At 68.2% G+C, this 23901-nt stretch carries 21 protein-coding genes and 1 pseudogene; 10 read left to right on the forward strand and 12 right to left on the reverse strand.

Annotated elements, in window-relative coordinates; translation table 11 throughout:
* Window positions 1–86: 86 nt before the first annotated feature.
* The 3 genes and pseudogenes from phnC to ACZ9GM_RS13150 all read right to left on the reverse strand — a co-directional run bounded on the left by phnC (window position 87) and on the right by ACZ9GM_RS13150 (window position 3134).
* Entirely contained in the window at window positions 87–908 is an 822-nt protein-coding gene (phnC, locus tag ACZ9GM_RS13140) for a phosphonate ABC transporter ATP-binding protein (RefSeq protein ID WP_476038365.1), read from the reverse strand.
* A gap of 18 nt (window positions 909–926) precedes the next feature.
* Window positions 927–1860: pseudogene (locus ACZ9GM_RS13145) on the reverse strand (phosphate/phosphite/phosphonate ABC transporter substrate-binding protein).
* Window positions 1861–2003: 143 nt separating this feature from the next.
* On the reverse strand, window positions 2004–3134 hold the full coding sequence (locus tag ACZ9GM_RS13150) for a TIGR03364 family FAD-dependent oxidoreductase (RefSeq protein ID WP_291473933.1): 1131 nt from the start codon (window positions 3132–3134) through the stop codon (window positions 2004–2006).
* A 246-nt stretch (window positions 3135–3380) separates the two neighbouring features.
* Here ACZ9GM_RS13150 and ACZ9GM_RS13155 point away from each other — a divergent pair, with 246 nt between their 5' ends.
* Both ACZ9GM_RS13155 and ACZ9GM_RS13160 read left to right on the forward strand, forming a co-directional pair.
* On the forward strand, window positions 3381–4136 hold the full coding sequence (locus ACZ9GM_RS13155) for a GntR family transcriptional regulator (protein WP_476038096.1): 756 nt from the start codon (window positions 3381–3383) through the stop codon (window positions 4134–4136).
* A 69-nt stretch (window positions 4137–4205) separates the two neighbouring features.
* On the forward strand, window positions 4206–5318 hold the full coding sequence (locus ACZ9GM_RS13160) for an alkene reductase (protein ID WP_291473931.1): 1113 nt from the start codon (window positions 4206–4208) through the stop codon (window positions 5316–5318).
* 206 nt (window positions 5319–5524) lie between these two features.
* Here the strand turns inward: ACZ9GM_RS13160 and ACZ9GM_RS13165 are convergent, their stop codons facing one another.
* Both ACZ9GM_RS13165 and ACZ9GM_RS13170 read right to left on the reverse strand, forming a co-directional pair.
* A complete protein-coding gene (locus ACZ9GM_RS13165) occupies window positions 5525–7873 on the reverse strand; it encodes a heavy metal translocating P-type ATPase (protein ID WP_476038097.1) in 2349 nt (782 codons plus the stop codon).
* A 24-nt stretch (window positions 7874–7897) separates the two neighbouring features.
* Window positions 7898–8101 (reverse strand): heavy-metal-associated domain-containing protein, encoded by a 204-nt coding sequence (locus tag ACZ9GM_RS13170; protein ID WP_066585109.1) that lies wholly within the window; start codon window positions 8099–8101, stop codon window positions 7898–7900.
* Between the two features lie 617 nt (window positions 8102–8718).
* Here ACZ9GM_RS13170 and ACZ9GM_RS13175 point away from each other — a divergent pair.
* Window positions 8719–9336, forward strand: a complete 618-nt coding sequence (locus ACZ9GM_RS13175; protein WP_476038098.1) for a YdhK family protein — start codon at window positions 8719–8721, stop codon at window positions 9334–9336.
* 591 nt (window positions 9337–9927) lie between these two features.
* Here the strand turns inward: ACZ9GM_RS13175 and ACZ9GM_RS13180 are convergent.
* Window positions 9928–10680, reverse strand: coding sequence for a decaprenylphospho-beta-D-erythro-pentofuranosid-2-ulose 2-reductase (locus ACZ9GM_RS13180; protein WP_476038099.1), 753 nt, complete (start codon window positions 10678–10680; stop codon window positions 9928–9930).
* A gap of 12 nt (window positions 10681–10692) precedes the next feature.
* Window positions 10693–12108 carry an FAD-binding oxidoreductase gene (locus ACZ9GM_RS13185; RefSeq protein WP_476038100.1) on the reverse strand — a complete coding sequence of 472 codons (1416 nt, stop codon included), beginning with the start codon at window positions 12106–12108 and terminating at the stop codon, window positions 10693–10695.
* 126 nt (window positions 12109–12234) lie between these two features.
* On the opposite strand from ACZ9GM_RS13185, the gene ACZ9GM_RS13190 reads away from it, so the two are divergent.
* On the forward strand, window positions 12235–14265 hold the full coding sequence (locus ACZ9GM_RS13190; protein WP_476038101.1) for a hypothetical protein: 2031 nt from the start codon (window positions 12235–12237) through the stop codon (window positions 14263–14265).
* A 315-nt stretch (window positions 14266–14580) separates the two neighbouring features.
* On the opposite strand, the gene ACZ9GM_RS13195 is transcribed toward ACZ9GM_RS13190, so the two are convergent.
* Window positions 14581–14949 (reverse strand): hypothetical protein, encoded by a 369-nt coding sequence (locus tag ACZ9GM_RS13195; RefSeq protein WP_476038102.1) that lies wholly within the window; start codon window positions 14947–14949, stop codon window positions 14581–14583.
* 89 nt (window positions 14950–15038) lie between these two features.
* On the opposite strand from ACZ9GM_RS13195, the gene ACZ9GM_RS13200 reads away from it, so the two are divergent.
* The 5 genes from ACZ9GM_RS13200 (at window position 15039) to ACZ9GM_RS13220 (ending at window position 18642) form a co-directional block, all read left to right on the forward strand.
* Window positions 15039–15587 (forward strand): hypothetical protein, encoded by a 549-nt coding sequence (locus ACZ9GM_RS13200; RefSeq protein ID WP_476038103.1) that lies wholly within the window; start codon window positions 15039–15041, stop codon window positions 15585–15587.
* Window positions 15584–16243, forward strand: coding sequence for an N-acetylglucosamine-6-phosphate deacetylase (locus ACZ9GM_RS13205; protein WP_476038104.1), 660 nt, complete (start codon window positions 15584–15586; stop codon window positions 16241–16243). Before ACZ9GM_RS13200 ends, ACZ9GM_RS13205 begins: the two co-directional genes overlap by 4 nt.
* Before the next feature lie 65 nt (window positions 16244–16308).
* Window positions 16309–17493, forward strand: coding sequence for a hypothetical protein (locus tag ACZ9GM_RS13210; RefSeq protein ID WP_291473922.1), 1185 nt, complete (start codon window positions 16309–16311; stop codon window positions 17491–17493).
* 110 nt (window positions 17494–17603) lie between these two features.
* A complete protein-coding gene (locus ACZ9GM_RS13215; RefSeq protein ID WP_291473921.1) occupies window positions 17604–18197 on the forward strand; it encodes a GtrA family protein in 594 nt (197 codons plus the stop codon).
* A gap of 1 nt (window position 18198) precedes the next feature.
* Window positions 18199–18642 (forward strand): GtrA family protein, encoded by a 444-nt coding sequence (locus ACZ9GM_RS13220; RefSeq protein WP_291473920.1) that lies wholly within the window; start codon window positions 18199–18201, stop codon window positions 18640–18642.
* 13 nt (window positions 18643–18655) lie between these two features.
* On the opposite strand, the gene ACZ9GM_RS13225 is transcribed toward ACZ9GM_RS13220, so the two are convergent.
* Window positions 18656–19594: a hypothetical protein gene (locus tag ACZ9GM_RS13225; protein ID WP_476038105.1), complete on the reverse strand. Its 939-nt coding sequence runs from the start codon at window positions 19592–19594 to the stop codon at window positions 18656–18658.
* Window positions 19595–19788: 194 nt separating this feature from the next.
* Window positions 19789–20706, reverse strand: coding sequence for a galactofuranosyltransferase GlfT1 (gene glfT1, locus ACZ9GM_RS13230; protein ID WP_476038106.1), 918 nt, complete (start codon window positions 20704–20706; stop codon window positions 19789–19791).
* Window positions 20707–20849: 143 nt separating this feature from the next.
* Between glfT1 and ACZ9GM_RS13235 the strand changes: the two genes are divergently transcribed.
* On the forward strand, window positions 20850–22052 hold the full coding sequence (locus ACZ9GM_RS13235; protein ID WP_291473917.1) for an SAM-dependent methyltransferase: 1203 nt from the start codon (window positions 20850–20852) through the stop codon (window positions 22050–22052).
* Between the two features lie 17 nt (window positions 22053–22069).
* Here the strand turns inward: ACZ9GM_RS13235 and wzt are convergent, their stop codons facing one another.
* The gene (wzt, locus tag ACZ9GM_RS13240; protein ID WP_291473916.1) at window positions 22070–22858 is read right to left on the reverse strand and encodes a galactan export ABC transporter ATP-binding subunit Wzt/RfbE; all 789 of its coding nucleotides are present in this window, start codon (window positions 22856–22858) and stop codon (window positions 22070–22072) included.
* A 20-nt stretch (window positions 22859–22878) separates the two neighbouring features.
* Window positions 22879–23751, reverse strand: coding sequence for a galactan export ABC transporter permease subunit Wzm/RfbD (gene wzm, locus ACZ9GM_RS13245; RefSeq protein WP_291473976.1), 873 nt, complete (start codon window positions 23749–23751; stop codon window positions 22879–22881).
* Window positions 23752–23901: the final 150 nt, after the last annotated feature.

Genomic DNA, 23901 nt, shown 5'->3' on the forward strand with positions numbered 1-23901 from the left:
CACACCGCCGGCCACGTTCGAGGGACGCGGCGCCGGGCGCGGCGGGAGTTCGGGGAGGGCGTCGGCGGGGCGCGGGGCGGTGAGCGTCACCGGACGACCTCCTCCGGCACCGCCGCCGGGGTGACCGCGGAGTAGATCTTCTCCGCCTCCTCGGCCTGCAGTCCGCCGGTGTGCCGGTCGAGGACGAGCCGGCCGGCACGCAGACCGATGATCCGGTCGGAGAAGTCGATGGCGAGCTGGACCTGGTGCAGGGAGCACAGGACGGTGAGGTTGTCCTCGACACAGATCTCCCGCAGCAGCGTCATCACCGATTCCGCGGAGACCGGGTCGAGGGAGGCGACCGGCTCATCGGCGAGCATGATGCGCGGCTTCTGCATGAGGGCGCGGGCGATGGCCACGCGCTGCTGCTGGCCGCCGGAGAGGGTGTCGGCGCGCTGGAAGGCGCGGTCGGCGAGGCCGACACGCTCCAGGTTGGCCAGGGCCTCCCGGCGGATCTGCTTCGGGTACATCATCAGGCTGATGCGGGGGCCGCGCAGCGAGCCGAGGCGTCCGGTGCAGACGTTCTCCAGCACGGACATCGGGCCGATGAGGTTGAAGTGCTGGGAGATGACGCCGACGTCGCGGCGCAGGGCGCGCAGCCCCTTGCAGTCGAGGTCGGCGAGGTCGGAGCCGAGGACGCGGATGCTGCCGGCGTCCAGGGTCTCGGTGCCGTTGACGTGCCGGAGCAGGGTGGATTTGCCGGAGCCGGAGAGCCCGAGCAGGGTGGTGATCTCGCCGGTACGGACACCGACGGTGACGTCGTCGAGACCGCGGACGGTGGGAGTGTACTGGCGGATGACGTTGTCGAGCTGGACGGCGTAGATGCCGTCGATCTCGCGCTGGAGTTCAGGCGTGGTGTTCACTGTGATGTCCTCTGGTGGCGTCCGTTATCCGATGTTCTTGCAGGCGTCGGCGTCGGTGCCGGCACAGATCTCACGGATGGAGTCGAAGTCGGCGTCGGTGACCGGGCGGTAGCCCCACTCGATCTCCTCGGGGAGGGTGCACTCCTCCTCCGAGTCGCAGATTCCCTCGGCGACCAGGGCGGGCTTGTTGGCCTTGGTCTGCAGGGCCTCGGTGATCGTGGCGATCACGTCGTCGTCGAGGCTGACGTGGTTCACGGCGATCGGGTCCTCGGTGATCGGGTCGGAGGTCCAGACCGGAGTCAGTTCGCCCTCCTTCACCTGCCCGCCGGACTCGAGGGTGGAGAGCATGGTGTCATGGGCGAAGGCGGCGTCGCACTCGCCGTTCCTCAGGGCGAGGAGGGAGGCGTCGTGGCCGCCGGTGAGCTTGCCGGTGACGTCCTCGTCGAGGGTGAGGCCGGCGTCCTTCAGGCCCTTCATCGGCACGAGGTAGCCGGAGGTGGAGGCGGCGTCGACCAGGCAGACGGTCTTGCCCTTGAGATCCTCGAGGCCTTTGATGTCGGAGCCGGCGCGGGTGTAGGCGAGTGCCTGGTAGGCGGGGGCCTCGTTCTCGTCGTGGGTGGGGGACGCCACGGGTGTGAGGTCGATGCCGGAGTCCTTGGCGATGACGTAGGAGAAGGGGCCGTAGGAGGCGATGTCGATCTGGCCGGGCGCGCTGACCCTCGATGACGGCGGCGTAGTCGGAGGCGTTCTGGAACTCCACGGTCCGGCCGGTCTCCTTCTCCAGGAGGGCGACGAGGTTCGCGTAGTCACTGTTCACGGAGGAGGAGGATTCCGCGGGCACGGCGGCGAAGGTGATCGCCCCGTCGGCGTCATCGGAAGAACCCCCGCAGGCGGCGAGGGCGGGCACGGTGGCGGCGGTGAGGAGCGCAGCGGCTGCGGCGCGGGTGTGGCGGAGCATGGCAGTCGGGGACCTTTCGGGTGGGGGTCGGGGTGTCCGGATGACCGGGGTTCCGGCATCTATTGTCGGCGGCGGCGAACAGCCTGTCTATACAAGAATGAAGAGTTCACCGAAGTGTCGCCGGGAGGACGGATGGCGGTCGTTCAGAAACCGGAGAGGGACTCTCCGGCGAGTGCGAGCTCGGCGACGCCGAAGGACAGTGTCATGCCGATACCGGAGGTGACCACGAGGACGGTCGTGTGCTCGTCCGGGTGCTCCAGTACGAGGTTGGTGTCGGGACTGTCGGCGTAGCGGCCCAGCCAGCGCTGTCGGACGCGCGGGGTGCCGAGGCCCAGCAGATCGGATGCCCGGTCCAGCAGGAGGCCGGCGATGTCCTCGTCGATGAAGGGCTCCGGGCTCAATGAGTAGGCGTGGCTGTCGCCGATGAACAGGTGGTCGGCAGTGCCGGTGGCCATGAGGTTGGCGACGCAGTCGACGAGGCCGGGTTCTCGGACGGCCAGTTCCTCGCGCAGGGCGGGGGCTGAGGGCATCGCGGCGAAGCCGTCGTAGCGGGCCAGGGAGGTGCCGGAGAGCATCGCCAGGTCGGCGGGGACCCCGGCCGGGCGGTCCACCAGGGACATCGCCAGCGAGCAGACCCTGACCTGCCGCTTCTCGGCGAGGTCGGGGAAGAGGGCGGCGAGCCGGTAGCCGGGACAGACGACAACTCGCCCGGCGTGGAAGTCTCCCCGGTTGGTGACCACGGTCCCGTCGGCGACCTCGGTGACCTGGGTGTTCCAGGTGAACTCCACGCCCTGCCCGGCCAGCCACCGGGCGAGGGCGGGGGCGACCTCCCGCGGGTTGACCCGGGCGTCCTGTGGAAGGACCGCACCGGCGACGGTGTCGAGGTCGGGGTTGCCGAGGGCGACCGCGACGGCATCCCCGGTCAGCAGGGTGACCTGGTCGGTGCCGCGGTGGGCGGCGAACTCGCGCAGGATGTCCGCCTCGGTCTCCGTGACGGCGGGGATGGTGGTGCCGGATTCGGCGATCCAGAAGCCGGCGTCCGCGGCGGCGGCGAGCCAACTGGCGCGGGATCTGGCGGCGACCGGCTGGACGATGTCGGCCTGGCCGGTGAAGCAGGCGTGGCCGAAGTTCTGGATGGAGGACCCGACCGGCCGGTCGGCGCTGTCGATGACGCGGACGGTGCGTCCGTCACGGTGGGCGTGCCACGCGGTGGCGAGACCGAGGATGCCGGAACCGACGACGATGAGGTCGGTGCGGGGTGCTGTGCTGTGCATGGACCCATGCCACCACGCGCCTCCGAGGTCCGCAACACTTGTATATACATTTGCCGCGAGATTCACGGGAAGTTCATGCTCCCGTCATGGTCGGGTCGGCTGGACGCCCGCGGGAAGTGGTGAACTGCGCTAGCCTGTATGGACAGCAAGGACGACCAAGGGCAACAGGAACAACCGGAACAACCGGCCAGCACGGACGGCACAGGCGACCCTGTACGACGCACCCGATGAAGGAGTGACCTGGCCATGACCACCACCCGCCAGCAGCACCAGGAGATCGCCGACTACCTGCGCGCCGCGATCTCGGGCGGGGAATTCGCCACCGGGGACGCCCTGCCCACCGAGTCGGACCTCTGTGCCCGGTTCGGATCCTCCCGGGGGCCGGTCCGGCAGGCTATCGCCACCCTGCGGGCCGAGGGGCTGCTCTCCTCGGGTCAGGGGCGTCGCACCACCGTGCTGGACACCGTCCCGGCGCAGTCCTTCGACGGCGTCATCTCCTACACCCAGTGGTGCCGGCAGTGTGGGTTCGTCCCGGGGCAGGACACCCGGAGTGTCTCCCGTCACCCGGCGGACGCCTCCCTGGCCGCCGGATTGGAGATCGCGGTGGGGGACGCGGTGGTCTCGGTGTTCCGGCTGAGGTTGAAGGACGGTGACCCCGCCATGGTCGAGCGACTAAACTATCCGCTGGATGTGGGCGTGCACCTGCTCACCTTTGACACGGACTCCGGGTCGATCTACCAGCGGCTGCTGGATTCGGGTGTGGACATCGACCACGTCACCCGTACCATCGACGCGGTCGGTGCGGACCCCGGCGACGCCGAACTGCTCGGTGTGGCCGAGGGGTCGCCGCTGCTCCGGGTCCGACGGCGGGCCTTCACCCGCGCCGGGACGCCGGTGGAATGCTCCGACGACCGCTATCTGCCCGGGACCGCGAGCTTCATCCTCAACTCCACCCGCGGGAACATCTCCCCGTTGTCCATGGTGCCTTCCCCGGCGGAGTGACTCCGGCCGAGGGACGGGGTCCCGGAGTAGGCCGGGAATGCCGCCGGCCGTCGCCGGGTTGGACGGGGAATGACATCTCTCTTCGACCCGCTGAATGCGGGAGCACTGCAACTGGACAACCGCGTCACCATGGCCGCACTCACCCGGCAACGCGCCGGAGAGGACGGTGTCCCCACCGACCTTCACGCGACGTACTACAGCCAGCGGGCCTCCGCCGGCCTCGTCGTGACCGAGGGGACCTTCCCCGCGTTCAGTAACCGGGCCTTCCCGGGACAGGCCGGGATCGCGACTGACGGGCAGGCCGCCGGCTGGGCCACGGTCGCAGAGGCGGTGCACGCCGCCGGCGGGACCCTCGTCATGCAGATCATGCACGGCGGCCGTACCAGCCACCCCGACCTCCTGCGCGGCGGTGAACCCGAGGCGCCCAGTGCGCTGGGTACCGGTGCGCCGGTCCGCGGCTTCTCCGGCAAGCTCGACGGTGTGGTGCCCCGTGAACTGGGCCTTGAGGAGATCCCGCGGATCATCGCGGAGTTCGTCGCCGGTGCGCGGCGGGCGGTCGATGCCGGAGTGGACGGCGTGGAGATCCACGGTGCGAACGGTTATCTGCTGCACGAGTTCACCGCGGCATCCTCCAACCACCGGACCGACGTCTACGGCGGGTCCCCGGAGAACCGGGCCCGACTGACCGTCGAGGTGGTGCGGGCCGTCGCCGAGGAGATCGGTGCGCAGCGGACTGCGCTGCGCATCTCCCCGGAGCACGGCGTCCAGGGGGTGCCGGAGGACGACCGGGCCGATGTCCTGGCGACCTACGGCGCCCTCATCGACGGCCTGCCCGAGATCGCCTACCTCTCGGTGCTGCACGCCGACATCGACGGTGACCTGGTCGCGCACCTGCGCGAGCGCTTCGGCGGCGCCTTCCTGCTCAACAGTGGTTTCGGACGCGTCACGGAGCTGCCGGAGGCGCGGCACATCGTCGAGGACGATCTGGCGGACGCCGTCGTCGTCGGCCGTGAGCTCATCGCCAACCCGGACCTCGTCCGCCGGTGGCAGGAGGGTCTGGAGCTCAACACGCCCGACCAGCCCACCTTCTACGTCGGTGGGGAGCACGGGTACACGGACTACCCGTTCGCTGGGTCGTCGGAGGCCTCGGAGGCCGCGTCCCTGTCGCCCACCGAGGCCTAGGCGCTCCGGCGTCCCTGCCCGTTCGGCGAGGACACTGGACCGGCCCTGAAAAGTGTTACCACGCCGGTGGTCCGTAAAGTGACATTGTCCCAGGTCGCGAAAAGTGTTACCAGTCGGAACCGGTAACACTTCCGGAGCCTGGCACGGAGCCCGGCCGGAAAGTCGGAGAGAACGGATAACCCCTTATCCATTACTCTCGTCGTCGATCAGGAACGGCTCGAGCGGAAACCGCGCAGCCGCAGCGAGTTCGAGACCACGAATACCGAGGAGAACGCCATCGCCACACCGGCGAGCATCGGGTTCAGCAGTCCGAACGCCGCGACCGGGATGAGGGCCACGTTGTAGGCGAAGGCCCAGAACAGGTTCCCGTGGATGGTGCGCAGCGTACGCCGTGACAGCCGGACGGCGTCCACCGCGGAGCGCAGGTCGTTGTTCATCAGGGTGATGTCACTGGCCTCGATCGCCACATCCGTGCCCGCACCCATCGCCAGGCCCAGGTCGGCCTTGGCCAGCGCGGCGGCGTCATTGACACCGTCACCGACCATGGCCACATTCCTGCCGGCGTCCTGCAGCGAGGAGATCTTCTGGACCTTCTGCTCCGGGCGCACCCCGGCGATGACATTGTCCGGGTCGATGCCGACCTCGGCGGCGACGACCTTCGCCGCACCGGCATTGTCGCCGGTGAGCAGGTACGGGGTCAGACCCAGATCGCGGAAGGCGGCGACGGCGTCGGCCGAGTCCTCCTTCACGGTGTCCCGCACGGTGACGACACCGGCCGGCTCACCGTCGACGGTGACGAGCACCGGGGTGGCACCGTCGTCCTGCGCGCCGGTGAAGGCCTCACGCAGCTCAGCCGGCAGATCGTCGGCGGACGCCGGGCGCCCGACCTCGACAGTGCGTCCTTCCACGGTTCCGGTGACGCCGTGACCTGCGGTGGACGCGAAGTCGGTGACCTCAGGGATCTCGCCCTGCTCTGCCGCGACGGTGACGATCGCCTTCGCGATCGGGTGCTCGGAGCCGGACTCCACTGCGGCTGCAAGGCGCAGGGTCTCGTCGGGACCCGTGACCCCGGTGACCGCCATGACGCCCGTGGTGACGGTGCCGGTCTTGTCCATGACGACCGTGTCGACACGCCGGGTGGATTCCAGCACCTCCGGCCCCTTGATGAGCAGCCCGAGCTGGGCGCCGCGACCGGTACCGACGAGCAGTGCGGTCGGCGTGGCCAGGCCCAGTGCGCACGGGCAGGCGATGATGAGCACGGCGACGGCGGCGGTGAAGGCGTTGGTGACATCGCCCTCGACGATGAGGTGGGTAATGAGCGTGAGGACCGCGATGACCATCACGACCGGCACGAAGACCTGCGAGATCCTGTCGACCAGACGCTGCACCGGGGCCTTGGTGGCCTGCGCGTCGGAGACGAGCTTCGCCATCTGCGCCAGGGTGGAGTCTTCACCGGTGCGGGTCACATTCACGAGCAGGCGCCCCGAAGTGTTCACTGTCGCACCGGTGACCTTCGACCCGACGGTGACCTCGACCGGCACCGATTCGCCGGTGAGCATGGATTCGTCGACTGCCGAGGTGCCGTCGGTGACCTCACCGTCGGCGGCGATCTTCTCGCCGGGACGCACCACCACGATGTCGCCGACCTTCACCTGGTTCACGGGGACGCGGATCTCCGCGCCGTCGCGGAGCACCGCGGCGTCCTTCGCACCCATGTCGAGCAGGGCGCGCAGTGCCTCGGAAGAGCGTCCCTTCGCCCGGGTCTCGAACCAACGTCCGAGCAGCAGGAAGACGATGACCACGCCGACGGACTCGAGGTAGATCTCGTCCATGCCGCTATGGGCACCGGAATCGACGGCGGGGAAGAGGTGCATCTCCATCGTCATGCCAGTCATACCGGCGTTGCCGAGGAAGAGTGCCCACAGGCTCCACAGGTAGGCGGCGGTCGTGCCGAGGGACACCAGCGTGTCCATCGTGAAGGAGACGTGCCGCAGGTTGACCAGCGTGGCGCGGTGGAACGGGGCGCCGCCCCAGAAGTAGACCGGGGAGATCAGGGTCAGGGCGGCCCACTGCCAGTTGTCGAACTGGAGGGCGGGGACCATGCTGATCAGCACGACGGGGAAGGCGAGGATCGCCGAGAGGATCGTGCGGTGGAGCAGGTCGGCGGCCTCGGCGTCGCGGGCGGCGTCCACCTTGGCCTGGCCGGTCTGTGGGCCACTCTTCGGGGAGGACGCCGCGCCTACGTTGTCCGTGTCTGTGTCGCTCTCATCGGCTGAGCTGTCGGCCATGGTGAAGGCGTCGTAGCCGGTGTTCCGGACCGTCTGGATGACCGCATCGGGGTCGGTCTTCGACGGGTCGTAGTCCACCTTGGCGGATTCGGTTGCGAAGTTGACGGTGGCGTCCACCCCGTCCATCCGGTTGAGCTTGCGCTCGATGCGGGCGGAGCAGGAGGTGCAGGTCATCCCGGTGACGCCGAGGTCGAGCTGCACAAGGTTGACCGGGTCGACCGGGTTGACCGGGTCGACCGGAGGGGTGGTCCCTACCTGCTGTGTCATTGCTGGTCAGTCCTTTGTGGGGTGTTACTTGACGATGTCGTAGCCGGCTTCGTCGACGGCGGCGGCGACCTGCTCGTCGGTGAAGCCTTCGCCGGTGACGACGACGGCGCCGGTGGCCGGGGTGGCCTCGACAGCGGTGACGCCCTCGATGGTGCCGACCTCCTTCTCGACAGCCGCCTTGCAGTGTCCGCAGCTCATGCCGGTGACGGTGTAGTTCTTCGTGGCCATGGTGGTGATCCTTCCGTGTTGTGTGGCGTGCGCGGGGCCCGTGTGGTCCTGCCGTTCGTCCGATTCCGACGATATACCCCTAGGGGGTATATTTCAAGGGCGTCGGGAGGGGTGGGGGTGCCGACGGGCAGAGGTGACGCGCAATGATGGGGGACGTGCGGGGCGCCGCGTTCCGCACCTGACTTCTGAATCTTTCAGACGAGAGGAACATCATGTACGGCGAACCTGCATCTGCCGTTCGCACGACACGCTCCGGATCCGCGCAGAGCGCCCGCAGGCGACACGGCCTGCGTCGCAGGGTGGCCGCTGTCTCGGCTGCCACACTGCTCGCAGTCGGTGGAGCGACCGCCGTCGCGCCGTCCGCTGCCGCCCAGGGCCTTCCGGAACCCATCCAGACCTCGTACGACGCTCTGCCTCCGAGCGCGCAGTCGATCGTCGGCAGCATCGTCTGGAGTGGCCCGCTCGCCCTGGCGGCGCTCTACTATTTCGTCTGGTGCCCGATCGTCAACAGTGACAATCCCACTCCCGGCGTCTGCTCGTTCTGACGGCTTTCCCGGGTGGGAGGGGGAGTCTCTGAGGGGTGCCTCAATACCCCGCGGGGGTATACCATCGGCGGCATGAAGATCTCACGTACCCCTGCCCTGGCATCGCTGGTTCTGGCGTCCGCCCTCACTCTCGCGGCCTGCGGAGACGATTCCGACAGTGGACATGACGGCCACGAGGGTCACGACATGGCGGACATGACCGGCATGACCACCGAGGACGCTGACGACGGTGGCATGGGTGACATGCACGACCACGCCATGGACGGCGGTGAGGCGCCGGCCGGTATCGAGGACGCAGTGAATCCGATGTATCCGGTCGGTACCGAGGTGACCGTGCTGGCCGATCACATGGAGGGGATGGAAGGCGCGACCGGCACTGTGACCGGCGCCTACTCGACCACGGCCTATTCGGTGAGCTACACGCCGACCGACGGCGGCGCACCGGTGAGTGACCACCGCTGGGTCGTCCAGGAGGAGCTGGAGAACCCCGGTGACGCCCCGCTCGCCGACGGCACCGAGGTCACACTCGCCGCCGACCATATGAGCGGAATGGAGGGAGCGACCGCCACCATCGACTCCTCGACGCAGGAGACCGTCTACATGGTGGACATCACCACCGATGACGGGATGACGATGACGAACCACAAGTGGGTCACCGAGAGCGAGCTCGCCCCGGCGGACGCGGAGTAGCGCGGAGTAGCGCGGAGCAGGGGCCGTCCCCTCGCCTCTTCCCCTCCTTCCGCCTGATGTCCGCAACTCACCCTCACCAGCAGGATGAGCAGCGATTTCTGCTCCGGTGAGGGTGAGTTGCGGGATGTGGAGGAGGCGCATGTCGAGAAAGCACCCCCACCGGCAGCTGAACAGAGTTACGGCACCGCCAGCTTTCCCGTGTATTCGATCGGATAAGGATGTTGGAGGAGAACGCGGCGTCCCCATTCGCGGACGCGGCGAGGTCGGGCTCGATGTGGTCGCTGGTTCGATCAGGAAGTCCAAGCAGTTTGTCCGACCGAGGACCGTCGATCTCGTGGAACGTGGGCTGGTGGAGCAGACTTCCGGAAAGCCGCTGCGGTTCCGGTTGACCGGACAAGAGCGGGAATCGCTGGGGCTCTCAGACGAAGAGTGACCCTGCATGTCGGGAAAGCACTCTCACAGGCAGCCGCCGGGGGGTCGCCGGGGGTTCGACGACTGGTGAGGGTGCTGATTCGACGGTGCTGATTCGACGGTGCTGATTCGACGAGGGGGCGGGCGGGGCGTGGTGCCCCGCCCAGACCGGGTACCGCCCTAGATCGGGAGTTTGCGCACCACGAACTGCGGCAGGTTCTTCAGGATCAGCATCACCCAGCGGAACAGCGGGTGGATCCAGATGACGGTCTTCTTGCCGTCCACGCCGGCGGCGATGGCCTTTGCGGCGTCCTCCTTGTCGACGGTGAGCGGGGCATCGTCCAGCCCGGCCGTCATATTGGTGCGCACCTGACCGGGGCGCACGGTGAGCACGCGCACGCCGGTGCCGCGCAGGGCCTCACCGAGCATGCGGTAGAAGCCGTCCACGCCGGCCTTGGTGGAGCCGTAGACGAAGTTCGAGCGGCGGACCATCTCGCCGGCGACGGAGGAGAAGACCACGATCTGACCGTGGCCCTGCTTCTTCATCCGGTCGGCGAGCAGCACGCCCACCGAGACCGCACCGGTGTAGTTGACCTGCGCGGCGAGGACGGCCTGCTTCTGGTTCTGCCACTGCACCTCGTTGTCACCGAGGACGCCGAAGGCGACGATGGCCAGGTCGATGTCACCCTCGATGGAGTCGATGATCTCCTCGTGGGTGTCGAAGGCGGTGGCGTCGAACCCGACGGTCTCGACCGCGGACGCACCGGCGGCCTCACACCGGGCGATCGGGGAGGACATGTCCTCACCGGCACGGGCGGCGAGCACGACGCGGGCCGGGCCACGCGACAGGAACTGCTCGACGACGGCGAGGCCCATGTCGGACGCACCGCCGAGCAGGAGGATGGACTGGGGCTTACCCACAGCGTTGATCATGGAAAAAGTCTCCTAGTTGAGCTCGAGGCGGCGGGACATGTCGGACGCGAAGACGCCCGTCGGGTCGATGGACCGGCGGGTCTCCAGCCAGCCCGGAAGGCCCGGGTACATCCGGTGGAAGTTCTCCGCGGTGGTGCGGGACTCCTTTGCCAGGTAGAGGCGTCCGCCGAACTCCATGACCTGTCTGTCGAGACGGTCGAGGAAGTCGCCCAGGCCCGGACGGATCGGGAAGTCGACGCAGACGTTCCAGCCCGGCATCGGGTAGCTCAGCGGGGCGCGGTTGCCCGGGCCGAAGAGCTTGAAGACGTTCAGTGCCGAGTAGTGGCCGGAGGACTGGATGTCCTTGATGATCTGCTTGAACGGCTCGACGGCCTCCACCGGCACCACGAACTGGTACTGCAGGAAGCCCTTGGAGCCGTAGCCGCGGTTCCACTCACCGATGAGGTCGAGCGGCTGGTAGAACTGCGTGAGGTTCTCGATCTGGTTCCGTGCCGGCTTGCCCATGGCGTAGTAGGCCATACCCACCGCCGACAGCGTCAGCTTGTTGAGCGTGAAGGACGGGAAGATGTCCGGCACGGTCATGAGCTGGGGGGCGTTGAACTTCAGCGGGTCCTTGGCCAGCTTCGGGGCGAACTCCTTGAGCTGGTCGAGGGTGGCCAGCGAACCACGGGAGATCGTGGAGCGTCCCAGCTTCGGCTCCGGCGAGATGCAGTCGAACCACGCCGAGGAGTAGGTGTAGTTGACTTCGGAGCCGTCCGAGTGCGCGGCGATGGTCTCGTCGAGGGTGTTCGTCCGGTCGACGTCGCAGAGGAAGTACGCCGTCTCGGTCTTCGTCATCTCGATGGTGGCGCGCAGGATGACACCGGTCAGGCCCATGCCGCCGACGGTCGCCCAGAACAGGGTGCCGTCCGGGTCGTCGGAGGAGCCTTCCGGCTCCAGGTGCAGGACGCGACCGTCGGCGACCAGCAGCTCTATCGAGCGGACGTGGTTGCCGAAGGAACCGGCGGAGTGGTGGTTCTTGCCGTGGATGTCCGGGCCGATCGCGCCACCGATGGTGACCTGGCGGGTACCGGGCAGGACGGGGACCCACAGGCCGTAGGGCAGCGCGGCCTTCATGAGCTGGTCGAGGGTCACGCCGGCGTCCACGTCGACGATGGCGGTGTCCGGGTCGATCGAGTGGATCGTGTTCAGCGCCTGCATGTCGATGACGAGACCACCGCCGTTCATGGCGGGGTCGCCGTAGGAGCGGCCCATGCCGCGGGCGATGACGCCGCGCTTGAGGTGGTCGGGCTTGTCGGCGTTACTGTCGGCGACCTGTGCGACGGCGGCGGCGATGACGTCGACGTCCGGGGTGGACAGGACCTCTGCGGTGGTGGGGGCGGTGCGTCCCCAACCGGTGAGAGACCGGGTGTGCGTCTGCAATTCCATGCGGACCACACTACAGCCGGGACCGGACGCCTCAGGGACTCTTCCCGGCGGACGGGTGCGGATAGTGACGCATCTTTCACTGCCGTTGATGTACGGATGCCACCACAGGTATGCCATAGTAAGGACATGCTTGGTTATGGCGGCCTCAGTCGTGCTGAGGGTAGGGTTGCCCGGATCGCCCACGAATGGGAGACGCTGCGTGCGGCACATGCACGCGGCGAGATCCCGGTCCCGGTGCTTCTCAGGCGCTTCACCGCCATGGCCGACGAACTGGCCTCCGTCGAGGCCTCACCGCAGCATCCCTCGCTCACTGCGGCCCGAGAATCGGCGGCTGACCTGCGGCACCGCATCATTGTGCACACGGTCACCCTCGCGCCGCGTCCGCTGGTGCTGCCCGGTGTCACGCCGTTGCCGCCTGCCGGGCACCCGGTCAGTGGACTGCCGGAGTTGTGGCACCGGCACCGGCATGATCCGGTGCGGCGTCCGTCCCACCAGGACGCCGTGGGTCATCCCGGGCCTGACGGTGCACCGCTCGACGGGGAAGGCGGACGGCTGACCGATGAGTTCCGCGGCCACTGGGTGGATGTCCCCCTGGCCGCCGCCGCGGATCCGGAGACGTCGCTGGCCGAGATCGACTCCCTCACCGACCGCAGCGTGGCCGTGCTGCGCCGGTACGGGGCGGAGACCGTGGAGATCGCCGGGCTGCGCTCCCGGGTCCTGCTCGCGACGGGACGCCTGGAACAGGCCCGTGAACTGCTGGAACTGGTGGGGGAGACTTCGTGCGGGGCGGAGGAACTGGCGGTGGTCAGGGGGACCGTCGCGCTGCTGCGCGGGGACCTGGACACCCTGCTGCGGGTGCTGTGCCACGGGGAGGACACCGGCCGGGCCGATTCCGTGCAGTGGACGCTGCTCACCGCTGCCTCGCTGGTCCCGCTGGCGCACATGGTCGACACCACCACCACGGTCGACCGGATCGCCGGCATCGTCGCCACCGCCACCGGTGTGCCTGAACTGGTGCCCGCCCTGCTGCATGTCGCCGGCTACCTCGCCCTCGCGGGCGCTCCCGAAACCGCCCTGTCGCTGCTGGTGCGCACCGTCGACGTCGTCGACCCGCCGGCGGTGGCCGCCCCGGTACTGCGCGCGGTGGTCGAGACCGGCTGGTCCGCGGATTCCGCCTCCGATCTGGGAGGACGCCGCCTCGTGACCGGTGGCCCGACGGTCCGCGAGCTGGCCGACGAGCTGTCGGAGCAGCTGCGTGAGCAGGCGGTACGCTGTGATACCCGCAACGGCCGGGCGATGTGGACGACGTTGGTGCCGGAGACCCTGGAGTACCCGGTCCCGCTCATCGACGCCGCCGACCTCGCCGGCATCCCCGCCCTGCGCGGTCTGGCCCTGCCGGCGGCCCTGCCCACCGCCTTTCCCTCTGATCCGGCGGATCTGGCGGAACTGCCCGGTGTCGGACCGGTGGACCTGGCGTCCTTCGATGCGACGGACGCACTGTGCGCCACCGTGATGTACACCCTGCTCGGGCTGACGGACGCCGCGGACTGCGTCGTCGACCGGATGCGCGTCCTCACCGCCGATGACGGTGACCCGGTGGTGCTCGATGTCGCCGCGGAGTTCGTCCGTCGTTCCGACTGCGCCGCAGGCCACGGAGTGGGCTGCTTCGCCTGTGCCCGCCAGATCGCCCCCTCCTCCAGCGGACTGCTCGCCGAGGTCGACCGCATGGTGCGGGAGTGCGCCTGCGCCGGTACCGCCCACGACGCCCCGGGCCGGGTACGGAACATGACCCGGCTCCGGTCGGGATCCCACCCCCTGGTCAGACGCCTGATCGACCTCGACATCCTGCTCTCCGGTGCACTCCCGACCCGCCCGTCGGTGGAGTACGCGGTGCAGGGGCTGTGGGCCGTGCTGCGGCTGCTGCCCCGGGCCGTCCCGCTGACCGGTGGTGCCCTGGTCGGGGCGGTGACCGGGGAAAACGATGATGAACCCGGTGTCGGGCCGGGGCATCGTGGACGCCACCGTCATCACGGCGGTGACGGCATCCGCCCGGTCCCTGCCCGCCCCGCCCTCGGCGTCCCCGCTGGGTCTGGTCGACCATGTCGCCGACCTCGCGGATCTCGCCGACGCCCTGGTCGTCGCCGGTGCCTGCCATGAGGCGTGCGCGGTCTCCGCCGCGGGACTGGCCGCGGTCGGCGGTAACTGGGTGGACACCGGCGTGGCGTCCGGCTGCGCCCCCGGGGAGGCAGGGGCGGACGACGACGGTCCGGTGCGTCTGCTGCGCGCCCGTTCAGCGGCCCTGTCGGCACTGGGGAACACCACCGGTGCGGACCGCTGCGCCGAGGCCGCCGCGAAGGCCGCGGAGTACCGCGGGCGCTGGCGGCTGGCCGAAGCCTGTCGTGGGGAGGCGGCGACGAGGCGCAGCTAGAACGCCAGAGCGTCGGAGTTCTAGAGCACTAGAGCGCTAGAGCGCTAGAGCCCCATGATCTCGCGGATCTCCTCGGGCAGTTCGCCCACACAGGTGATCTGCGGCTTACCGGCCTCCTTGTGCTCCCGCAGTGCCGCATTGACGATCGAGCGGCTGGTGGAGTCCAGGATCGGCAGTTCCTGGGCGATGAGCCGGCCCATGAACTCGTTGACCGGCGCCTCGATGTGCCGCGCCGCCTCGTAGTGGGCCTCCGGGTCGGTGCCGCCGACCACCGCGGTCTGTGCCATGGAACCGCGTTCGCCGGCGGGCCTGCCGTCGTTGGCCTTGGCGATGTTGCGCCGCATCCGGTCCTTCAGCTTGTCCTTCCCACCGCTGCCGTCGCCGTTGCTGCCTGTGTTTCTCCTGCCGAACATGCAGCTCAGCCTACTCCGGCGCGTACGGCCAGGGAACCTGCAGCGGAACCGGCATTGCGCGGTCAGGTGCGTCCTCTACGCTGGGCTCCATGAGTGCCGCACCAGACCTGAACCGAACGCCCGATCTCACCGTTCTGGGAACGACGACCGTCGGCTACTACCTCGCCCATGACCTCGTCACGACGCCGTGGAAGCGACGACTCGTCAGCCTCGGGGTCCTGGCCGCCGGCGGTGGGACCGCTGTCGCGACGAACCAGGTGCCCCTCCCTGTTCCGCAGCAGGCCGGCACGGGTGCTCCGGCCGCCACCGGTCACGGTGAGACCCCGGCCGCGGGGGCGGGACTGCGGAAGCACCTCGTCCCGGTGACCGTCGGCATTGTGGCGGTCGTCGTAGGGTCCTGGTTCAATGCCAGGGTCGACCGTGTGGCCACCGGCGTCATCACCCGGACCCTCGGCCGGCTCCCGCTGCTCGGGGGCATCTTCCGCCGCCTGCCGTTCACTGTCTGGGGCATCGCCCAGGTAGGTGCCGTCGCCGTCGTGGCGAGACTGTCGGAGCAGAACCCCGCCGTCGCCGCCGACTCCGGTGCCACCACCGGTGCGAAGACACCGGTGACCTCGACCGCGAAGGACGCGAAGTGACCGCTGCCGAGACCGCTCCCGTTACCACGGAGACCGGCACCCGACCACAGGATCCGCCGGTGCTCGTCGCCGCGACCGTCGGTGAGGTCACCGCGGTCTGGCAGGTCGAGGTCGACGCCCGCGTCGTGCTCGGCGAATTCTCCGGCGCCTGGCTCGTCGACGCCGACGGTATCCGTGGATTCGCCGCCGACGCCGACTGGATCGACCGGCGCGGGTCCCGTGACGGGATGCTGGAACTTCTGCTCGCCCGCCCGACCGTCGTCGTCGGCGAGGGCGGGGAACCGCTCACCGGGGACGCGGCCCGCGACTCCTTCGGTTTCCCCACCGACACCGCCGGGACACTGCGGACCGTCGACGTGGCCGCCACGGTGGCTCAGGCCGCTGAGGCCGTCGAGGAGAACAAGGCCACCTTCGCCGAGGCCAACCCCGGCAAGCGGCAGCCTGGCTGGGGCGGTGCCTGGGCGGATGCCGACTTCACTCCGCAACCCGGCCGTGCCCCCGAGGGCATCACCGGGGACACCGCCGAGGCCGTCGTCCGTGCCATGGCGGCGGCCCGTGGCCTGCGCGATCTGGTGCAGAGCTGGAACGCCCTGGACAAGCTCCGGGTGCAGCGTCTCGGCGGCGAGTTGCGTGCGCTGCCGCTGGTCATGAACTGATACGGCCTCAGAAATCGGTCCGCCGTCCCCGGCGAGCTGTCGCGGACGGCGCTACGCTGGGTCGCATGAATGCCCAGCACCTGCCGCAGCGTCGGGGATCCGGACGGGGAGTCGTCCGCGACACCACCCCGTCCGGCGACCCCGGCGGCCTCGCCGCGGTGCTCGAACTGCCGGGGATCGCCCATGCCGCTCGACCCGTCCCACCGGCGGACGCCGCCGACCATGAACTGACCCTCCTGCTCCTGGCCGAGCACCACGTCCCCGGTCTCGGCTGGTTCACCCGTGCGCTCGGACTCAACGGTGCTCTCTCCGTCGCCGAGACCGTCCGTGCGGTCCTGTTGTCCCTGGACTGGCCCGGGGCGTCCACCATGCTCAACGGCGCCGACGGTTCCGAGGCTGCCGACCGGTTGCCGGCGATCACCACCTGGTCCCTGCAGGCCCGGCGCAACGACCGGCTGCGTGTCTACTCCCGCACCGCCGGTCCGATCGGCACGCCGCTGCGTGAGGCACTGGGTCGCGACGGTACCGGCATCCTCGTCGTCGACGGGTACACCGTCACCGTCACCACGGCCGGTGCGATGCCCCGTGACGACCACACCCCCGACGCGGTCTGCCTCGCCGGTGGTTTCGCGCCCGACGGGGACGCCCCGGCTGATCCTGAGTCCTTCCCCGTCCCCGGCACAGTGGACCACCCCGTCGGACTACCGCGCGACGTCGACCTCGCCGCGGTGAATGTCGCCCTGACCGGTGAGGAGACCGTCGCCGAGATCCTCGGTGAGCTCGGCCCGGAGCTGCGTGCCCTGCTGCTCAGTGGGGACCTGTACGAGTTCACCCCGCTGCTCCAGGCCCTCGATCTGGGGCGTCCGGCCCAGGTGGGGGAGGCGACGCGCCGGGTGCTGTCGGGCTTCCCCGTCGAGACGACCCCGGTAGGACGCGCCGCCGCCTGGTCGCGGGTCGTGGCTCTGTCGACTCTGTCGGACCGGGAGACCGTCGACGAGGTCACCGCGATGCTCATGGCGGCTCTCGGATTCACCCGGGCGGACGCCGGCCTCGGTGCCACCGACGACCACCGGTCCTGCGACCCGTTGAGCGCCGAGGAGATCCGTGACCTGTCACGGGAGTCCGGTCATCTGCTTGCGACCTGCGGTGCCGACGTGTGGGAGGGGACCGCGTCCGCCGTCATCCCGCTGGTGCCGAAATGCAGTCTCGTCGACCGGTTGGAGATGTACCGCTTCCTGCTCCAGGCGTGACGCGCCGGGGAACTGACAGGGACGCGCCGGTGTGACGGTTCGGTGAATCAGGGGGCCGCTGAGTAGCGTAGAGCGGTGATTCCCTTTTCCTGCAGCAAGTGAGGACTCCCGTGACCGATGCCGTCACCGAACGGCCGCCCGAGCAGCCGCCCCGGCCTGTCGGGCGCAAACGCCGCATCCTGAAGCAGTTCATCACCTTCGGGATCGTCGGCGCGTCCGGCTTCGTGGTCAACCAGGGCGTCATGGTGCTGTCGAACAAGTTCACCCAGGCAGTGTGGGATTTTGACCAGTACCACCCGTTCGTGAACCTCTTCGGTTCGGCGTTCCACGTGCGCTGGTACCACGTCTTCAGTGTGCTCGCCTTCATCGTGGCGAACATCTGGAACTTCTTCCTCAACCGGCACTACACCTTCAAGGCGAAGAAGGGGACGCCGTGGGTGCGTCCCATGTTCAGCTTCATGCTGGTGGGCATCTTCGGCCTGCTCATCACCCTGCTGGTGCAGACGGCGCTGGTCAACGATGACTCACCCATCGCCCTGTCCCACGCGATCTGGGATGATTCGACGGGGCTGAGGACGCGGGCCTACTGGGGTAACTTCATCGGCGTGATCGTCGCGATCCCGGCGAACTTCCTGTTCAACAAGTTGTGGACCTTCCGGCACAGGCCCGGGAAGGGAGAGGTGAAGGTGAAGAATGTCGGCTGAGGTGACTTCTGTCGCATCCGGTGAACAACCGGGGACGATGACGGTCAACGTCCCGCTGAAGACGCAGCTCTTCCGCTTCATCTGTACTGGTGTCATCGGTGCGGTCGTCGACTTCGGGTCGACGTATCTGCTGCACCTCGCCGGACTGGGCGACGGCCTGTCGAAGACCATCGGCTTCATCCTGGGGACGCTGACCGCGTACTTCATCAACCGGCGGTGGACCTTCCAGGCGGCTCCGTCGACCAAGCGGTTCATCGCCACGATGTGCTCCTACCTGCTGACCTATGTGGTGCAGCTGGGCCTGTACGTGGTGTGCATCCCCTGGCTGGAGGACAACGACTTCTCCGGCTTCTGGGTCCGAGCGATCAGTTTCGTCATTGCCCAGGGCACGGCGACGGTGCTGAACTTCATCATCCAGCGCTGGGTGATCTTCCGGGTGGTGTGACCGGGCCAGGAAGTCACGGACGTGGGTGCCAGTCCTTCATCGGCCGGTCGGTGTCGATCGCCTCGTCCTCCCGGCGGTTACGTCGCAGCCGCTTGAGCAGGTGGCGCACCGTGTCCGCCACCTCGGTCGCGACATACTCCGGTGCTTTGTTGACGCTGAGGTCGGAGTACCGCAACAGGTGGTAGTCCCATCGTGTCGCCTGGTTCCCTTTGCATCTGTCGTTCGTGAAGGTGGTTCGCCTCGCATTCCCTCCTCCGTGGTAGGTGTAGCTGTCGATCTCGATGAGGAGCCTGACCTCCGGGATCACGATGTCGAAGCAGTAGCCCCTGACCATCACATTCGTCTCGATCGTGATCTCACCTCTGTCGCGCTCGGCTTTCAATGACTTCCTGATCAGTAGTAACGCCTTCTTCTCCAGCCCGCTGGCCGTGCCGATGACTGATCTGTTCCGGATGCTCTCCAGCTTCGCCCGCCCGGTGCCACTGAGGTCTTCCAGGTCCTCCGTCAGTCGAGCACTCCCCGTCAGCCCGGAGTAACCGGTTTCCAGTACCTTGATCGCAGCGTCCTCATCGTCGGTGACCAGGGACGCCGCGATGGCGGCGGGTGTGCTGACCCGGAGGTCCCCCAGGTCGAGCGAGGGTCTGGGAATGCGGCGACGGATGCGGATGCGTGGATCTCTGCGGGTGGAGCTCGGGTGGTCCGCTTCCGCCGGCCACCGCATCGGACCCACCCCCAGCAGGAAAGACGCAGTGTTCCCCGTGTAGACCAGCTTCGGATACGCCGTCGCGTAGGCGGCGAGAGTGAGCCGCGGGGAGGGATCGGTGACGTACCACCCGTTCATCAACTTGTAGAGTGCCTTCTTCGTGACGGCGGCGGCGATTCTCCGGTCATCCCACCCGGCGTCCTTCAGTTCGGCGGTTGTCCAGATCTGCTTGGTCTGCTGTGTGCCCATGTGTTCCCCTCCGCCACGACCCCCTGCCGCGTGCCTCTGCAGTGTAGCGGCGTTGAGTAGAACGTTCCAGGGGTAGCTGTGCGGAATGTTGGTCTGATTCGGGCGTTCCGGATGTGTCGGCAGTTCCGAATCGGGGCAGTTTTCTGCACCGGCCCCGGCCGGCCCTGCACCAGCCGCGCGAGGACGCGGCCCGCCTACGGACGGTAGAACTTCTCCTGCTGACCCTTGCGCAGCAGCCGCAGCCACTCCTTGAAACCCTTGATGTCACGCTGCTGGACCAGGAAGTACCAGCCGAAGCGTGCGTACTCCTGGGGCAGCAGCCGACGCATCCCCGGCTGGTTCATGAGGAAACCCCGGTTCCGGTAGGTGAAGTAGCGCTTGAACTCACTGTCCGGGTACTGGGTGTGCATCTTCCCACCGAGGATCGGACGGAACTCGTCGGAGCCGTCCGGGTGCAGGTAGGAGGTGGTCAGGCAGGTTCCGAAGGGCAGGCCGGACCGGACGATGCGGCGGTGGTACTCGACTTCGTCACCACGGATGAACAGACGGTAGTCCGGCACACCGATCACATCCATGGCCCTGGCGCTGATCAGTGCCCCGTTGAACAGGCTGGCGATGCCGGGGAGGAAGTCGCCCTGCAGCTCGGAGAGGTAGCGTCGCCAGACCACACCCTGGCGCAGCGGGAAGGCGAGCCGGGCCGGCTCATCGATGTTGCAGACCACGGGAGAAACTTCAGCAAGACCGTTCGCTTCGGCGACGCCGTAGAGCGTCTCCAGCACGTTCTCGTCGGTGGGGCGTCCGTCATCGTCGGCGCACCACACAGCGTCCATCCCCAGGGACAGTGCGGTGAGGAAACCGAGGGCGAAGCCCCCGGCGCCGCCGAGGTTGGTCTTCGACGGGACGTAGACGGCACGGTCGCCGGCCACCTCCTCAACGAGAGCACGGACGGCGTCATCTGCACCGTTGTCCACCACAATCACCTTGTCCACCGGGTGCGTCTGGGAGCAGACGATGCCGAGGGACCCCTTCAGCAGCTCGACCCGGTTGTGGGTGACGATGACCGCGGCGGTGGTGCCGGTGCGGTCCAGGAGTGCTGCTGACGGTTCAGACATGGTGCTCATTGTGCCATGCAGGTGGCGGAGACCAGGTCGCCGGCCGGGTGACGCGGTTCCCACCCGGCCCTGACCCGGAGACAGGGTTACGCTCGGAGAGGTACCAGTTCAGGTTCAGACCACCCGTTTCGGAGGACAGCACCGTGAGCCAGACGCCCACCACCGACCAGCCCATTCTCTACCCGGCCGCCCCGTCCGGCGCCTACGCCGCCCTGGCCGGGAAAGTTGCGAGGAGGGTCTGTGCCCGGGCCGCGGCGATGTGCGGGATCACGGTGGGGGAGCGGGAGGACGCCGACCTGGTGCTGCACCGTCCCGGGGACTTCTACGCCCGGCTCGGCGTCCAGGGACTCGTCGGCTTCGGGGAGTCCTATGTCGCCGGGGACTGGGACGCCGCCGACCTGGCGGGCACACTGACGAAACTGTGCCGGAAGATCACCGGGCTGCTGCCGCCGTGGCTGCAGAAGCTCGGCGGGCTGTACACCTCGCGGCGTCCGCTCGGGCAGAAGAACACGGTGGCCGGGGCGAAGCGGAACATCAGCGCCCACTACGACCTGTCGAACGACTTCTTCGCGACCTTCCTCGACGAGGGACTCAGCTACTCCTCGGCCTTCTTCGACAAGCACCCGGAGTATGACCTCGCCACCGCGCAGGACGCCAAGGTCGAGCGTGCCCTGGACCGCGCCGGGGTGGGCGAGGGAAGCCGCGTCCTCGAGATCGGCACCGGCTGGGGCGAACTCTCGCTGCACGCTGCACGGCGCGGGGCACAGGTCACCTCGGTGACGCTGTCGACCGAGCAGGCGGACCTGGCGCGGGAGCGCATTGCGTCAGAAGGGTTCGCCGACCGGGTCGACGTGCAGCTGTGCGACTACCGCGAGGCCACCGGCACCTATGACGCGGTCGTCTCCATCGAGATGATCGAGGCGGTCGGCGCGGAGTACTGGGACGAATACATGCAGGTCGTCCATGACCGGCTGGTGGACGGCGGGCGCGCGGTCATCCAGGCGATCACCATGGAGCATGCGCAGATGCTCGCCACGAAGGACGCCGCGACGTGGATCACCACCTACATCTTCCCCGGCGGGGTGATCCCGAGCGTGCGGGCGCTCAATGAGTCGGCATCGCGTGCCGGACTGTCACTGGGGATGCGGAACAGCTTCGGACACGACTACGCGCGGACGCTGGGGGAGTGGGATGCGGCGTTCCTGGACGCCGCATCCACCGGGCAGGTCGATGCCCTGGGCTTCGGCCCGGACTTCCAGCGGCTGTGGCATTTCTATCTGGCGTACTGCCAGGCCGGCTTCGCCTGCGGCTACATCGACGTGGGGCAGCTGGAGTACGTGCGGTAGGGGGCCGTTCGCCCGACCTACAGCCGGCCGAGGTCCCGCAGGACGTTGCGGACGTGTTCCTGCGCACCGGGCCCCTCGTAGGCGCCGACGATCTCGTCGACGGGACCGCAGGCCTTGATCTCGCCGTGGTTGACCCACAGGGCCGAATCGCACAGCTGAGCCAGGAACTCATTGGAGTGGGAGGCGAAGACCAGGATGCCGGACTTCGCGACCAGGGCGGACAGCCGTTCACGGGCCTTCGCCATGAAGGCGGCGTCCACCGCGCCGATACCCTCGTCGAGCAGCAGGATCTCCGGCTCGATCGAGGTCACCACGCCCAGGGCCAGGCGCACACGCATGCCGGAGGAGTAGGTGCGCAACGGCATGGAGAGGTAGTCGCCCAGCTCGGAGAATTCGGCGATGTCGTCCATCTTCTTCTGCATGGACCGCTTCGACTCACCGAGGAAGAGTCCGCGGATGATGATGTTCTCCCACCCGGAGATCTCCGGGTCCATACCCACACCGAGGTCGAAGACCGGGGCGACGCGGCCCTTGACCACCGCGGAGCCCCGGGTCGGCTCGTAGATGCCGGAGAGCAGCCGCAGCAGGGTCGACTTGCCGGCACCGTTGTGACCGACCAGCCCGATCCGGTCGCCCTCCTTGAGGTGCAGGTTCACGTCGCGCAGTGCCTCGACGACGACGGTGTTTTCGGAGTTGCGGCCGATCGCACCGCCGGCGGCGCCGAGGAAGGCCTTCTTCAGGGAACGGGTCTTGGCATCGAAGATCGGGAAGTCGACGCAGGCGTTGTAGGTGTCGATGGAAACCATGGGATAACTCCTGTACTCGATTAAACCCAGTAGCTGACGCGGGAGCGCCACTGGCGCATGAAGATCATGGCGAAGAGGGTGCCGAGGACAGTGAGGACGCAGACGATCAACCAGGAACGCCACTCCACCGGCTCGTTGATCATCGGTCCACGGACGATGGCCATGTAGTGGTACAGCGGGTTGATCTCCGCGAGGTAGGCCTTGTTGCCGAGGTCACCGATACGGTCCTTCAGGGTGGAGTCCATCCACACGATCGGCGTCATGTAGAACAGCAGCTGCACCAGGGACTCCAGCAGCGGGGCGACATCCCGGAAGCGGGTCGCGATGATGCCGAAGAACATCGTCACCCACACACCGTTGGCGACGAGCAGGGCCAGGCCGGGTACGGCGAGGATGACCTCCCAGCCGACCGGGATCTGGAACACGGCCAGCAGGATCAGCCAGATCGCCAGGTTGTGCAGCAGGAAGAGGAACTGCTTCCACACCAGGCGGTAGACGTGCACGCTCAACGCACTGGGCAGCTGTTTGATCAGGCCCTCGTTGGCGATGAAGACCTGCGAACCCTCGTTGATGCAGCCGGCGATGAATCCCCAGAGGATGAGGCCGACCGCGACGTGCGGCAGGAAGGTCCTGATGTCGATGTCGAAGAGCAGTGAGTACAGCAGACCGAGGGCCGTGGCCATCACACCGGTGGCGATGGTGATCCACAGCGGGCCCAGGACGGAGCGGCGGTAGCGCTGCTTGATGTCCTGCCAACCCAGGGTGAGCCACAGTTCGCGCTGGCCGAAACCGCGCTTGAGATCGTCCCAGGCGGCCCCGTAGGTCTGCGAGGTGGACGCCGGGATCTTGTCTTCGTCGACCCGGGCGACGTAGCGGTCGAACTCCGGGGTCAGCGCGACCGACGGGGCGGTGCTGCTCTCGTTCTCTGAATCTGACACCCGACAAAGGTACCCCGGTCTCCCTCCCCCGGGGCAAAGACGCGGCAGAGGCGAGGTGAAGTCGCGCACGAACGGGGGACGTTTCCAGGGGGGTTTCACTGTGGG

It is taken from the genome of Corynebacterium sp. UD i78 (genome assembly GCF_056280545.1).

Excerpts from the sequence above, each read along its gene's own strand:
- ACZ9GM_RS13150 (WP_291473933.1), bottom strand. The coding sequence starts at position 3,134 with ATGCACAGCACAGCACCCCGCACCGACCTCATCGTCGTCGGTTCCGGC.
- ACZ9GM_RS13155 (WP_476038096.1), top strand. The coding sequence starts at position 3,381 with ATGACCACCACCCGCCAGCAGCACCAGGAGATCGCCGACTACCTGCGC.
- ACZ9GM_RS13160 (WP_291473931.1), top strand. The coding sequence starts at position 4,206 with ATGACATCTCTCTTCGACCCGCTGAATGCGGGAGCACTGCAACTGGAC.
- ACZ9GM_RS13165 (WP_476038097.1), bottom strand. The coding sequence starts at position 7,873 with ATGACACAGCAGGTAGGGACCACCCCTCCGGTCGACCCGGTCAACCCG.
- ACZ9GM_RS13170 (WP_066585109.1), bottom strand. The coding sequence starts at position 8,101 with ATGGCCACGAAGAACTACACCGTCACCGGCATGAGCTGCGGACACTGC.
- ACZ9GM_RS13175 (WP_476038098.1), top strand. The coding sequence starts at position 8,719 with ATGAAGATCTCACGTACCCCTGCCCTGGCATCGCTGGTTCTGGCGTCC.
- ACZ9GM_RS13180 (WP_476038099.1), bottom strand. The coding sequence starts at position 10,680 with ATGATCAACGCTGTGGGTAAGCCCCAGTCCATCCTCCTGCTCGGCGGT.
- ACZ9GM_RS13185 (WP_476038100.1), bottom strand. The coding sequence starts at position 12,108 with ATGGAATTGCAGACGCACACCCGGTCTCTCACCGGTTGGGGACGCACC.
- ACZ9GM_RS13190 (WP_476038101.1), top strand. The coding sequence starts at position 12,235 with ATGCTTGGTTATGGCGGCCTCAGTCGTGCTGAGGGTAGGGTTGCCCGG.
- ACZ9GM_RS13195 (WP_476038102.1), bottom strand. The coding sequence starts at position 14,949 with ATGTTCGGCAGGAGAAACACAGGCAGCAACGGCGACGGCAGCGGTGGG.
- ACZ9GM_RS13200 (WP_476038103.1), top strand. The coding sequence starts at position 15,039 with ATGAGTGCCGCACCAGACCTGAACCGAACGCCCGATCTCACCGTTCTG.
- ACZ9GM_RS13210 (WP_291473922.1), top strand. The coding sequence starts at position 16,309 with ATGAATGCCCAGCACCTGCCGCAGCGTCGGGGATCCGGACGGGGAGTC.
- ACZ9GM_RS13225 (WP_476038105.1), bottom strand. The coding sequence starts at position 19,594 with ATGGGCACACAGCAGACCAAGCAGATCTGGACAACCGCCGAACTGAAG.
- glfT1 (WP_476038106.1), bottom strand. The coding sequence starts at position 20,706 with ATGTCTGAACCGTCAGCAGCACTCCTGGACCGCACCGGCACCACCGCC.
- wzt (WP_291473916.1), bottom strand. The coding sequence starts at position 22,858 with ATGGTTTCCATCGACACCTACAACGCCTGCGTCGACTTCCCGATCTTC.